Consider the following 13,699-nt stretch of genomic DNA (forward strand, 5'->3'; position numbering starts at 1 on the left):
CTATGTATAATTTTGACGAACAGATAGATAGGCGGGGAAGCTACTCCGTCAAATATGACTCTTTGACTGAAGTCTTTGGCAGAGATGATATACTTCCTATGTGGGTTGCCGATATGGATTTCAAAACGGCGCCTGCCGTTTTAAAAGCGGTAAGAGATGCTGCTGAACATGGAGTATACGGATATGGATTTCGCTCTGCCGATTCTGTGGATTCATTCATTGAATGGGTAGAGAGCAGATACAGCTGGAGTGTTAAAAGAGAGTGGATTTCATCTGCACCCGGAATAGTCGCAGCCTTGCCACTCGCGATAAACGCACTAACTGAAAAGGGGGACAAAATTCTTATTCAGACTCCTGTATATCCGCCATTTCATGCAATTGTTATTGAAAATAATCGCACACTTGTCAAAAGTCCTTTAATAAACACAGAGAGTGGCTGGGAAATTGACTGGGCAGATTTTGAGAACAAGCTTGCTGATGGAGTCAAGTTTTTTATTCTTTGCAATTCCCATAATCCGCTAGGCAGGGTATGGAGCCCGGAAGAGCTTAAAAGGATGGGGGATCTTTGCTGCAAATACGGCACAATCATTTTTTCAGACGAGATTCATGCTGATCTCTCTCTTTACGGGAACAAGCATACAGTTATGGCAACAATGTCCCCAGAGATTGCGGATAATACAATCACTGCTATGGCTCCCAGTAAAACATTCAATGTGGCCGGAATGCTTAATTCAGTTATTGTCTCCTCCTCCGATAGTTTGATGGCGAGTTATAACAGAGAGCTAAAAAGATTTCACCTTGATCTTGGGAACCTTTTTGGCCATATTTCAATGGCTGCTGCATACAAAGATGGAGGAGAGTGGCTTGCAGAGCTAACAAAATATCTGGAGAAGAACATTGATTTTGCTTTCGACTTTCTTAAAAGAGAGGTTCCGGGAGTAACTTTCCTTAAACCGCAAAGTTCGTTTCTCCTATGGCTCGATTTCCGCAAAACCGGATATACTCACGAAGAGGTGAGAAACCGCCTCCTGAATATTTCAAAACTCGGGCTGAACGACGGACTTGCATTTGGATCTGAGGGAGAGGGTTTCTTCCGAATGAATATTGGAACAAATAAAGCCAGAGTTGAGGATGGTTTGTCCAGATTAAAAATCTGTTTCTGATTCTTGTCTATTCATAATCATAGTGTATATGGCATAAAGATAGAAAAAAAGCCGCATTCCTGTATGGATGCGGCTTTTTTATAATTACCTTATGTTATTTGTAGAGGTAGTATTTTTGCGATAGTTTTCTGAATGACTCTACATCCTTGTACCAGTATTCTTTAATGTCTTCAAATTTATGTCTCTTTGAAAAGCGAAGCCTTATCTGATCACTGCCGGAAACCTGGTCAAACATTCTGTATCTGCCCTCGCTTGCATTTGCAAAAACAGCTTTTTCAGGCCACAGCTCTGCAACAGCCTGCATTACCCAGAACTGCACATCTGATAGAGCAGCATTTTTATAATTCATAACATGAACCTGTACGCCCTGGAGATTTTTACCTACCCCTACTGCATAAAAAGGTTTCAAGTGCAATGGTCGGAAAATCAATCCCGGCAACTCATAACTATTGAGCCTCTCTGTTAGCTTTTCTGCCTCAACCCACTCGGCAGCAAACATCTGAAATGGAATTGTATAGCCAACTCCAATAGACATATAGCCAAGCTCACCCAAAATTCCTGAAATTGGATAGGCAATAGCACTGATTGGCTGAGGAATATGAGGTGATGAAGGAACCCACTGAAGCCCTGTTTCATCGAATGTCATACATCTCTTCCACCCCTCCATCTCAACCACTGAGAGCTTGCACTTTTTACCAAGCATATTCTCTTCGTTAAGCATCACTGCCAACTCTCCGCATGTAAGGCCATATATATAAGGGATCTTAAACTGACTTACAAATGAAATAAATCCATCTTCAGTAAGGTTGCCCTCAATCTTCTCTCCTCCCAGCGGATTTGGTCTGTCTAGTACAATAAATTCAATATTATTTTCAGCTGCTGCCTCCATTGCAAGACCCATTGTGCTAATGTAGGTAAATGAACGACTTCCGATGTCCTGAATATCATATACAAGTACATCAATATCCTTTAACATTTCAGGGGTTGCTTTCCTGGTTTTCCCATAGAGTGAAAAAACAGGAAGTCCGGTCTTGGCATCTGTCATATTCTCTACTTTGTCACCGGCGTGAACATCTCCCCTCACACCATGCTCAGGGCCGAACAAAGCAACCAGTTTAACATTCTTTGCCTCATGCAGAACATCAATGGTAGATTTGAGATTGTTGTCAAAACCTGTAGGATTTGTTATAAGTCCCACTCTTTTGCCCTCAAGAATTTTAAAGTTTGAGGCTTTGAGAACCTCTAATCCGGTTTTAATATTCCGGGAGACTCCTGTAAGAGGAAGTGCAAGGAGAATTACCGGTATAATTAATTTTAGAAATTTCATAATTGTAATTAATTTGAATTAATAATTAGCTCTTTGCTACCTCTTTCCTGCCAAATGAGGAATCAACTTTAATGAACGCAGTTACAGCAATTGTAGTAGCACAACAGATCATTATCCAGAAGAAGAAGTGCTTGTAACCTATCAGCTCCTGTAACCAGCCGGCTGCCATTCCGGGCAACATCATACCTAAGGCCATAAATGCTGTGCATATTGCATAATGTGAAGTTTTATGCTCTCCGTCAGCAAAGTATATCATATAAAGCATATAAGCAGTGAAACCAAATCCGTATCCAAACTGCTCAATAAATACACACAGATTTATAATGAATAAATTATCCGGCTGAAAGACACTCAGGTAAACAAATGTCGCACAAGTAAGTGAGATACTCCATGCCATAGGCCAGAGCCACTTTTTGAGACCACCTCTTGCAGCCACAATACCTCCGATAATTCCGCCTAAAGTAAGGCCGATTATTCCTACCGTTCCATATACAAGTCCCACCTGACCGGTTGTTAGACCTAGTCCGCCTACCTCTTTAGGATCAAGAAGGAACGGGGAGATTAGTTTCACAAGCTGTGCTTCAGGGAATCTGTACAGCAGCATAAAGGCTATCGCAACCCATGCCTGTTTTTTCTTAAAGAATGAGGCAAAGGTTTCAAAGAACTCTTTAAAAATCGTTCCGGCTGTAACCTGTTTTGCAGCCTTATCACTTTCAGGTCTGGGAAGAATAAATCTGTGATAAAGCATAACTGCCACAAAGAAACCTGCCAGAATAAAAAATGTAACAGACCATGCAAATGAAATATTACCTGATATTCCTTCAAACTGAGCCGTAGCCTTATGGTCAAGTTTTGAATCGGCCTGTATTAAAATATATGCAGGTTTATCCCAGTTATTTTCAGTGAATTCAAGTCTCTCACCATATGGCAAAAACAGACTCTTGTCTCCTTTCTCCAGTCTGGTATTTAGAATCATCTTTTCACCCGGGGCAGGTGCTTTTGATAGTCTCACTTCAACCAGCTTAGCAGCTCCTGTATAACTATTAACCTCTGCTATTTCTATCTTTTCTCCAAAGTTATCTCTGATAAAGTTACCCAGAGGGCCCGCTACACTTCTGCTCCACCAGCTCTCCTCTTTATTGCCTTTTTCCGCGGCACTCTCCTCTTTAACAGTAAAACCATTCAGAGTGTTGTGTTCAACAGCAAAAGCCTTTAACATCGCAACAGAATCGGCTCTTATTCCACTAGTACCCAATTCAACAACCTCAGGATATGAGGTAAAAAAATATTCGTCAACTACTGCCGTATTGCCGTCAGATGCTTTCAATACAGAGTCACTTTGCGGAAGTGTTACGGCAGTAGAGTATTCAGGAGAAGCAACTACCTGTAATTGCAGAGGTTTAAGTCCTGTTGAGCTCTCCAATGCTCCTGCAACTATAATAAGCAGTCCCTGACCTGCAATAGTAGCCACCCTGTAAAATGTACTTCTGATACCTACATAAAGGGACTGATCATGTGTATTTAGGGCCAGCATATAGAATCCGTCAGCTGCAATATCGTGAGTTGCGGAACTAAACGCCACAAGCCAGAAAATTGCCAGCGACCACTGGAAGAAATCACTTGCAGGGATTGTAAATGCTATTCCGGCCAATCCGGCACCAACAAGTAACTGCATAGTTACCACCCACCATCTTTTAGTTTTAAGGAGGTCTACAAATGGGCTCCAGAAGGGCTTTATTACCCATGGCAAATAGAGCCAACTCGTGTACAGAGCAATGTCTGTATTAGATATTCCCAATCTTTTGTACATAATGACAGATATTGTCATCACAGCCACATATGGCAGACCCTGTGCAAAATAGAGGGATGGAATCCATGCCCAGGGAGATCTCTTTTTGTTGCTCATATTACAGTTTTTTATTGGTATCTCTTTTCAACTGATGCTCCGGGGAAGTAGTGTGTTAGAATCTCATTGTATTTAAATCCCTTCTCACCCATAACAGCAGCTCCTATCTGGCACAATCCCACACCATGTCCCCAGCCTGCTCCCTTAAGGATGAACTCCTCAGGTTTATCCGGTGAGCCTCCTGATTTCTCCACAACAAAAGCAGAGCTGTATAGATGTGACTCTGAAAGGATTCTCCTGATTTCAAGCTCTTTTCCTATTGTACGGCTCTTTTTGGAACCTACAATCTTCAATTTCACCAGCCTTCCGGAGGTTCCTCGTTCAACGGGTATCAGATCCAGAATATCTCCATAGTCTGTGCCTGACCTTCTCCGTATTAGATCTGACAGCTGAGAAGCAGAGTATTTAACCTCCCATCTGTAAAAATGTACAGTCTCCTGATCATAGTTATTGAGTACCTGAGACAATACTTTTTTGTCTGTTGTATTACAGAAAGATTCAGGCGATGAAAGTATCCACTCCCTTGCATTCTCCTCAATGGTTAAATCGGGAATGGCAGTTTCTGTTTTACTGTCTCGCTGTTTTACAAGATATGGCATATCCTTCTCCTCCCAGCAATTGTGGAACTCCTCAAATACACCACCACAACTCTTTGAGTATCTTGCATCACATATCCTTCTGTTATACATAAGAAGCTCTCCTCTTGTCTGTTCAATTGCAGCCCTTACAATTGCTGTAGATGCTCTTGTAATTCCCTGGTATCTCTGACAGTGGTCATCAGCACAAATATCAAATCTTGTATGATCCTCTCTGTCGTACCATCTGATAAGCTCATCTTCATTCTCTTTCATTGTGCTGTATTCAGATCCGGAGGCAGTAATCTCCTCATTCTTATCAATCTGAGCAAGCAACCATGAGCGTGATATTACAGCATGAGCCTTAAGTAGCTCCAGAGAGGCCGTTGCGCTCATTTCAGAAGATATTACTGATGTCAGATACTCCTCAACCCCAAGTATATTTATTGCAGTAACTTTGGAGTTTTCTACAATAAACATTACTGAGCCCCTGAATGACTGATTCTCTTTACGCTCCCAGTGAAAATTAATTCCTATGGTCACCCCTCTAAGTTCAAAAGAGTTCCTAATCTCATCAGCAGGCTCAAAAAGAAGTTCGTCATAAAGATTCCCGTTCCACTCAACCTTGCCATCTTTCTCGGTCACTCTTTGAAGACCCGAATATGTTCTGCCTCCTGACAGGTAGCTGCCTGTAAAGAGGAAATCTATGCGCGGCTCAAACATTATGCCTACGCTCACTTTTGGTTCTCTCATCTCTGGAGTTTATTTGTGATTATTTTAGCCAGGGCTGCAGTCTCATCAAAAGATATACAAACCTCTGAAAGTATCTCCCTTATCTCCACTGAAGTCATCTTATTATAGTCCTTCTCCAGCGGAGTAATAAACACACCACCCAGATCCACAGATGCAGGGCTAATGAGTATATTTTGTTCACCCTCTGCAAAATAGTGCGAAGGCCGATGTTTACTTCTTGCAAAAATGGCGACAATCCATCTTTTATCACTGTACCAGCATAAGATGTTCATCATTGGCTCAGGCTCCCCCTCTTTCATTTCCAAAGATGAGTAGATGTTATTAAAAATAACTTCAGCATCACCTTTATTGGAAGAGTCGATAATGAAGAGACCATTAAGGGCCTTGGTGGCCATACAGAGAGAGGATGATTCGGTTTTATATAGTAATACCCTGCCCAATGTCTCCAATCTCTCCTCCATGGGCAGAAACCCTCTGTTACCCGCCTGGAAATGAAAGTGGTCAGGTGCAGAGGCGCCACATTTAGGGCCATTATAAAAAAGAGTATACCCCTCCAGTTTTTCAGCCAGATCAAGCATAGCACCCAATCTGCCGTATATCAACTGATCAGTGTGTGAAACAAGCGGAATGGTAAGGTGTCTGGGGAAAATCGGGAAAGGATTTACAAGAATTGTGTAAGGGTTATCTTTATCATTATTATAGAAATACTCAACACCCTTCTGTACCTGTGGTCTGTTTGCTGCACAAAGAAAACATTTGCGCTCCTGGATTGATTTTGTATCAACCTTTGCAGCAGATGAAACTATCCTTGCAGGATTGAACTGCACTTTAAAAGGGAAACCGTCAACAAGAACCTCTTTTGCAATTACCCCCTCCAGAGCTTTATAGTTATTTCCGGCCTGCTCCCAGGAGGCAAGCTGCTCTTTGAATAACTCTTCAGTAGCTTTTATATATGGCATCAGATCTTTATCTCTTATTGTTAAGTTCAATTCTGGCCTTGAGTTCCCAGGTACGGATCCTGTCTTTATATGTATTATGGGCATTCATCTTAACAATATCAAGAGCTGCATCTGAGTTTCCATCCCACCTGCGGCAGTGATAAAGTACATCATAAATTCTTCCAATCTGATACTCCCTTGAGATGTTTAGACCAAGTGCATAATCCTCCCCATAGCTTGTGTTAGGGACATTAACAGATCTCAGAACAGGTGTGTAGAATGCTCTTGGAGCACCAAGACCATTTATTCTGAGAGCGTTGTTCCTTCCGTTATCCGGAGTCCACTCTTTGTGGTCAATTATTCCCGGAGCAATCATCTCCATGTTAAAGTTGGTCATCATGTATGTACCAACCACCATTGCACAATTTTGCTCATAGAATGAATCGACAACCTTCTGGAGAGTGTTCTCATCTGAATAGATGTCATCACTGTCAAGCTGAACTGCAAACTTACCACATTTAGGATGGTGAACTCCTGCATTCCAGCAACCTCCAATACCTAAATCTCTTCTCTCAGGTATCAGGTGGATAAGACGCTCATCTGATGCAAATACTTCGATTGCCTCATAAGTTCCGTCTGTTGAGTGGTTGTCAATAATTATCAGGTTAAACTTAAAGTTTGTCTTCTGTTTAAGAACAGACGCAATTGCATCTCTGACTGTTTTTATCCTGTTAAATACAGGTATAATAACAGATGCTTCATACTCAAAAGTACCTTCATTGAATTCAATCTGTTTGAATTCAGGTTTCAGGTACGCTCCAACATCTTTCAGATGCTGAGTACAAGCCTGCTCCATTTCAATCTGTACTGCTCTGTTTTTTGGATCAACATAGTCAAAAATTTTCTCCCCGGATTTCCTTGTATCATTCTCAGCCTCAGTATAGAGATACTCATTAATATGCTCAAGCTTGCCCTTTTGAGAGACTTTCAGTCTCAGGTCATATAGAGCTGCAAATTTGTAATTCACATCCATCCTTGATGCAGCCTCTTTTAAAAGAGATGTCCTGTAAACCAGCACTGACCCAAAGTTAAAATCATCCCTGAGACTACCGTCCTGGTATGTAATAACAGGATTAGCATTTCTCTTTCCGTCAATGATCTGCCAGTGGTCTGCATATACCATTGCTGCCTGAGTGTCATCAGCTATCTTAAGCATCCTCTCCATTGCAAACATACCCAGCACAAGGGATGACTCTTTCTGGTATATAAGTGTATATTCAGAGTCCGAATTAAAGGCTATCTTTTTTACTGTTTCTGTAGATTTAAGTGAGTCAATTATCAGAATTTCGCATCCTTCAATTTTCTCTGCCGATGCATCTGTTGCAAGCAAAAAAATCTTGCCTGCAGCATTTACCTCCTGAAGACCTTTGATTGTTTCAATCACCTGAGCCTTGTTCTGATATGGAACAAAGCATGTTACTCTTTTTACCATTTTTAACCTTTTTTTAACATAAACTATGAAGCCGCTAAGATACCTATTTGAGGCGAATTGTACAAAAAACCGGCTTTTAACTATAAAAAGAGTAATTTTGCTATTCATTTCAAAAGATGAACAGATACAACTATATAATTGTAGGCAGCGGACTTGCTGGTCTCTACTCCTCGTACAGGGCTTCCCGATATGGAAATGTGGCTCTGATAACCAAATCGGGGATAAGAGAGAGCAACTCCTACTTTGCTCAGGGAGGAATAGCAGCAGTTACAGACGAGGAGGATGCAACCGAATATCATTTTGACGACACTATAATTGCAGGAAGAGGTTTAAGCGACTATAATGCTGTTGACATACTTGTAAATGAGGGTCCTGACAGGATAAAAGAGTTGATTGATGAGGGGATGGAGTTTGATATGCAAAACGGAGAGCTTGCACTTGGTCTTGAGGGGGGGCATCACAAAAGGAGAATCCTGCACGCCGGAGGTGATATAACAGGAAAAAGGATCACAGATTTTATGATTGAGAAGGTCTCTTCAAATCCAAATATATCCATTTTTGAAAACCTTGCAGCGATTGAGTTATTAGTATCTGAGGATATTTGCTGCGGAGTAAGGACATGGGACCTGAACAGCGGAAAGGAGAGAATTTTCACAGGCGATTATACCATCCTTGCAACAGGCGGAGCATCGGCAATCTATACACACACTACAAACCCCTCTACTTCAGTGGGAGATGGAATAGCAATCGCCTGCAGGGCGGGATGTCAAATTGCCGATATGGAGTTTATCCAGTTTCACCCCACATCTGTTTATACCGAAAGTGAAAAAACTTACCTGATAAGCGAGGCTGTCAGAGGAGAGGGCGCTTATCTTGTCAATATAAAAGGTGAGAGATTTATGACTGCCATCCACGAAAACGGAGAGCTGGCACCCAGAGACATTGTGGCAAGATCCATTTACAAAGAGATTCAAAATCAGAATGAGCCATTTGTCTACTTAACACTAAATCATTTAGATCCGGAGATAATTAAAAAGAGGTTCCCGAATATCTTCGCAAAACTCTCTACTCTGGGAATTAATATGTGCGAAAGAATTCCCGTAGCACCCGCAGCCCACTATATGGTTGGAGGAATTAAGACAGACACAGATGGTGAGAGTTCTCTGAAAAACCTTTTTGTGTGCGGGGAGCTTGCCTCAACCGGTGTTATGGGAGCAAACAGACTAGCCTCAAACTCACTACTTGAGTGTCTTGTTTTTGGATACAGAGCTGTTGAACGGAGCAGAAATGCAGTCCCCTCTACCATAAAAAGCGGTGAGGAAAATTTTACACCTCTCTTTCGAATAGATTATTCAAGAAAGGGCGAGTTTGCAGAGCTAAGCAAAAGAGTGGCGCGGATTCTTACAACAAATGCCGGGATAGTTCGCAATGAGGAGCTGCTCCATAATGGTCTATTCAGGCTGGAGGCTGAAAGAATTATGTATGTAAGAGAGGATAATGAAATCTTTGATCTGGTGGGTGAAAATCTGATAATTGTAGCAGAACTTATAATCAAATCGGCACTGATGAGAAGGGAGAGCAGAGGCGGTCACTACAGGGAGGATTTTCCAAAAGAGAATGAAAACTTTATTCACCATATTATTCAACAGAGAGGGAGAGAGATCTTCACAACACCTGTTGATACCGGTAATCATAATAAACTATGAGAAACGAATATCTTATTGACAAAATTATCACCCTTGCCATTGAGGAGGATGTTGAAAAGGGAGATGTAACCACCAATTCACTTGTTCCTGAGTCAACACTTGCTGTTGCAGAAATGACCGCAAAAGCAGATGGAGTAATATCAGGTATTGATATTGCCAGAATGGTTTTTGAGAGATTTGACAAAAATATAAGGTGGTCGCCCTCCACAACTGAGGGTGGCCGAGTAAAAAAAGGAGATGCTATTGTGCGTGTTGAGGGGAGCTACAGGGCACTTCTTACAGGTGAGAGAACAGCTCTTAATATTCTTCAGAGAATGTCCGGAATTGCAACTGCCACTTCAAATTATGTAAAGGAGCTTGAAGGGAGTGCAACACAATTGCTGGATACCCGCAAGACCGCACCCGGAATGAGGATACTTGACAAAATAGCTGTCAGGGCAGGCGGTGGGACAAACCACAGAATGGGGCTCTATGACCTGGCACTTATAAAGGATAATCATATAAAGGTGGCAGGCGGAATTACAGAAGCTGTAAAAGAGGTGAGGGCCTATGCTCCGGGAATAAAAGTAGAGGTAGAGGTGACAACCCTTGAAGAGACAAAAGAGGCAGTAACTGCAGGGGCAGATATTATTATGCTCGACAACATGAGCAATGAAATGATGGAAGCTGCAGTAAAACTTATAGACGGGAGAGCCAAAACAGAGGCATCAGGTAACATGACAATAGGAAGGCTCAAAGGAGTTGCCGCAACAGGCGTTGATTACATAAGTGTGGGTGCTCTTACCCACTCCGTGACAGCGCTGGATATAAGTATGAACATTGTTCCACACAAATAAACGAATAAGATGACAACCGAGAGCATAGTGAAAGAGATTGAGAGGCTTAAAAAAGAGAAAAACGCAGTTATACTGGCACACTATTACAGCAGGCCTGAGATTCAGGACATAAGTGATTTTCTTGGAGACTCTCTTGCTCTCTCACAAGAGGCGGCAAGGACAGATGCAGATATAATTCTTTTTTGCGGCGTGAATTTCATGGCAGAGACAGCCTCAATAATATCACCGGGTAAAAAGGTGATTGTTCCTGATAACAGGGCAGGCTGCTCGCTTGCCGAAAGCATTACCGGGGAGGATATTGAGGAGTGGAGAGGCGAAAACCCGGATGGTGTGGTGGTCTCCTATGTAAACACAACTGCAGATGTTAAGGCCCATACCGATATTTGCTGCACATCGGCAAATGCACTCAAAGTTGTAAACAGTATCCCCCCTGACAAAAAGATACTGTTTGTCCCTGACAAAAACCTTGGAGCATATATAAATCTTAAAACCGGGCGCAATATGGAGCTTTGGGAGGGAGACTGCTGTGTACATGAAAGGTTCAGATCTGAAGATATAACAGATATGGCAAAAAGGTATCCTGATGCCGATATACTAATTCATCCGGAGAGCCACTGCTCCGGAGATCCGGCCATCCTGGCAATGGAGCAAACCTTCTTCTATTCAACGGCAGGGATGCTTAAGCATATATCGGCCTCAGAGAAAAAACAATTTGTCATTATGACCGAGAGAGAGATAATCCACCAAATGCAGAAAATGCATCCCGACAGGGAGTATATCTCAGCCGGCCCCCGTGCACTCTGCGGACAGATGAAACGCAACACCATTGAAAAAGTACTGCTGGCCCTGCAAAATGAGGCACCTGAAATTAAAGTTGAGCAAAATCTGAGGGAGAGAGCATGGAGATCAATTCAGAGAATGCTGGAAATTTAGCATCAGTGGTAGTAGTTAGTCACAAAAAAAGAGGTTGTCTTAAACAGATAGCCTCTTTTTGTGGAGAATATCGGAGTCGAACCGATGACCCCCTGCTTGCAAAGCAGGTGCTCTAGCCAACTGAGCTAATTCCCCTTGTAAGCGAGTGCAAAGATATAAAAATCCCCAATATTCAAATACCCTGAACAAAAAAAAGTAAAAGAGAGCGCGAAGCGGCAGGTTGTTGTATTGTGACTTTTATGCTTGCATAAAAAGTCACAGTACGGCAAGATGCAATGGGCGCAGCCCTTACCCTCTTTTACTTTTTTTTATTGCAGCTTGATATTTTTACTATTTATAAATATTGGGGATCAAATCTCATTTTTGCCGAGCGAGAGGGGAATCACGGCGACATGAAATGGAGCCGTAATTCCCACGAAGGAAAGGCACGATTCCTCGCCTCAGAACAAGATCTGGCTCCGGGAATAATACACTCGCCGGAAATCACGGGACGTTCGAAAGCATCATATAGTCTGAAGCTCCAAAGCGTAGTATCTTTGGATGCCTGTTCCCAATCCCGGGAAGAGAGCACCCTGTTCAAGAGAGTATTGTCATATTGGGAGTAGGAGAATGGCTTTTGATCATTGTTTTTTGTTGCCCTGCTGTAAGTGAATCTACAAATTCTTCAAACCTTAAAATCTTCTCGCTATTCACCTTATTGAAAAGCAAATGTTCAAAGTCCTTTTGCTTCTTCTTTAAATCAACTGTTTTCAGCAATTCTGATGTCGCCTGTTTGAACTCATGCAAATTATGCACTCCACAACGCTTTGAAAGGAAATCATAATCAGGTTTTGTTTGCGCCAATAGAAACATCAAGTCGTAAAAGTCCCGTCCTTTGGCGCGGGCTAACATAGCTGCAATTTTCATACTGCATAATACGCCATCAGAAGGAACAGGAAACGGGAAAAAAAATCCGCAACCTTTGATATTCGTAATAACCGGAGAGTAAACAATTCCCTGGTCTTGGCTTTCAACCTTTATCAAAAACCGTTCCTCCTTGTATCCGCTCAATCCCAAATCAAACAACAATTCGGGAAAATGAATATTACGCCGGAAAGCCGTTAGTTTTGGACTTTCTTTATCCTTTGCCTCTACCCGCAATCCTGAACGCTCCAAAAACTGAATAACTCCATTTGTCATTTCAATAAATTCGTCTTTCGACAAATCTTTGCAATCAAAATCCAAATCTTCGGAGAATCGGTCTATTCCTTTTACCAAACGCAAGTTTGTCCCACCAATAAAAACCATCTTTTGAATGTTTGGAGTAGAAGAAAGGTAATCCAAAATCATCAATTGTAAATACTCTTTCAGCATGTGCTTATCGAAACTCGAGTTTTCACGGAATTGAGCCGGAAAATAATTTCTTATCTGTTCAATCTGTATCATAAATCATAAGTCTTAAAAAGTAGTTTTACCCGATGGTTAAGTGCCTTGCTTTGAAACTTGGTGCAGTACTCCATCAATAAATCCTTGTTTAAATCATCATGCAGGTAATCTTCATCCAAACGCAACTCTTCTAATTCCTGTTCACTATCATAGAACGGATAAAGATACAGCAAATCAAGCAACGCCTTTTCGGGTGTGGCAAACTGTATGGTGCGGTTGTCTGCTGTTGGCTTCAACTCGTACCCGAACATTAGCCTCTCCTTGACATTCTTATAGGAGTATTCGCCAAAGTCGTTATTAAATGAAGCTGTTTTCAGTGATGTTACACTGGTAAGCTGTACCACTGCCTCCGGTATCATTCCATAGAACGATAATGCTGTATGTAGGCTGATGTATGATGGGCGGTAAATCCGATTCGCAAAATAAAGAGAATAATCGGGCTTGTACTTATATTCTGAAAAAGCAAAATATCCCTGCCGTAACCGGACAAGATATGCTTTCTTAACCCAGCGGGTAAGGTTATTCCTGTCAAAGTTAGGCTGCCATGCATATACTTGATAGATATTGAAGCATGCCAAATCAAACATTTTATCCTTAAATTCAAGAAAGGTCATTTATTTTATTTCTATTATGCTGCAAATATAG

The 13,699-nt window shown here is 41.8% G+C and carries 10 protein-coding genes, 1 tRNA gene and 2 pseudogenes; 4 read left to right on the forward strand and 9 right to left on the reverse strand.

Going from position 1 to position 13,699, the window contains the following annotated elements; translation table 11 throughout:
* The first annotated feature begins 2 nt into the window (after positions 1-2).
* Positions 3-1,163, forward strand: a complete 1,161-nt coding sequence (locus tag U5907_05015) for a PatB family C-S lyase (protein WRQ34006.1) — start codon at positions 3-5, stop codon at positions 1,161-1,163.
* Between the two features lie 94 nt (positions 1,164-1,257).
* Here the strand turns inward: U5907_05015 and U5907_05020 are convergent, their stop codons facing one another.
* The 6 genes and pseudogenes from U5907_05020 to U5907_05045 form a co-directional block, all read right to left on the reverse strand.
* Positions 1,258-2,490: a DUF1343 domain-containing protein gene (locus U5907_05020; protein ID WRQ34007.1), complete on the reverse strand. Its 1,233-nt coding sequence runs from the start codon at positions 2,488-2,490 to the stop codon at positions 1,258-1,260.
* 25 nt (positions 2,491-2,515) lie between these two features.
* Positions 2,516-3,304 (reverse strand): annotated as a pseudogene (locus U5907_05025) (MFS transporter).
* 603 nt (positions 3,305-3,907) lie between these two features.
* Positions 3,908-4,396 (reverse strand): annotated as a pseudogene (locus U5907_05030) (MFS transporter).
* An 11-nt stretch (positions 4,397-4,407) separates the two neighbouring features.
* Positions 4,408-5,724, reverse strand: coding sequence for a SpoIID/LytB domain-containing protein (locus tag U5907_05035; GenBank protein WRQ34008.1), 1,317 nt, complete (start codon positions 5,722-5,724; stop codon positions 4,408-4,410).
* The gene (locus U5907_05040; GenBank protein ID WRQ34081.1) at positions 5,721-6,683 is read right to left on the reverse strand and encodes a DUF4922 domain-containing protein; all 963 of its coding nucleotides are present in this window, start codon (positions 6,681-6,683) and stop codon (positions 5,721-5,723) included. The genes U5907_05035 and U5907_05040 overlap by 4 nt, the downstream gene beginning before the upstream one ends.
* 7 nt (positions 6,684-6,690) lie before the next feature.
* Complete coding sequence (locus U5907_05045; protein ID WRQ34009.1) at positions 6,691-8,154, reverse strand: glycosyltransferase; 1,464 nt, start codon at positions 8,152-8,154, stop codon at positions 6,691-6,693.
* A gap of 116 nt (positions 8,155-8,270) precedes the next feature.
* On the opposite strand from U5907_05045, the gene nadB reads away from it, so the two are divergent.
* The 3 genes from nadB to nadA are packed head-to-tail and all read left to right on the forward strand — an operon-like array spanning position 8,271 to position 11,629.
* Complete coding sequence (gene nadB, locus U5907_05050; protein WRQ34010.1) at positions 8,271-9,860, forward strand: L-aspartate oxidase; 1,590 nt, start codon at positions 8,271-8,273, stop codon at positions 9,858-9,860.
* Positions 9,857-10,696 carry a carboxylating nicotinate-nucleotide diphosphorylase gene (gene nadC, locus U5907_05055; GenBank protein WRQ34011.1) on the forward strand — a complete coding sequence of 280 codons (840 nt, stop codon included), beginning with the start codon at positions 9,857-9,859 and terminating at the stop codon, positions 10,694-10,696. The genes nadB and nadC overlap by 4 nt, the downstream gene beginning before the upstream one ends.
* A gap of 9 nt (positions 10,697-10,705) precedes the next feature.
* A complete protein-coding gene (gene nadA, locus U5907_05060; protein ID WRQ34012.1) occupies positions 10,706-11,629 on the forward strand; it encodes a quinolinate synthase NadA in 924 nt (307 codons plus the stop codon).
* A 61-nt stretch (positions 11,630-11,690) separates the two neighbouring features.
* Here the strand turns inward: nadA and U5907_05065 are convergent.
* From U5907_05065 to U5907_05075, 3 genes are all read right to left on the reverse strand, one after another.
* A tRNA-Ala gene (locus tag U5907_05065) sits at positions 11,691-11,764 on the reverse strand.
* Between the two features lie 441 nt (positions 11,765-12,205).
* Positions 12,206-13,054 carry a nucleotidyl transferase AbiEii/AbiGii toxin family protein gene (locus tag U5907_05070; GenBank protein ID WRQ34013.1) on the reverse strand — a complete coding sequence of 283 codons (849 nt, stop codon included), beginning with the start codon at positions 13,052-13,054 and terminating at the stop codon, positions 12,206-12,208.
* Positions 13,051-13,668, reverse strand: coding sequence for a hypothetical protein (locus U5907_05075; GenBank protein ID WRQ34014.1), 618 nt, complete (start codon positions 13,666-13,668; stop codon positions 13,051-13,053). Before U5907_05075 ends, U5907_05070 begins: the two co-directional genes overlap by 4 nt.
* Positions 13,669-13,699: the final 31 nt, after the last annotated feature.

The sequence above is a fragment of the Bacteroidales bacterium MB20-C3-3 genome (assembly GCA_035609245.1).
In the GTDB taxonomy this organism is placed as follows: domain Bacteria; phylum Bacteroidota; class Bacteroidia; order Bacteroidales; family UBA932; genus Bact-08.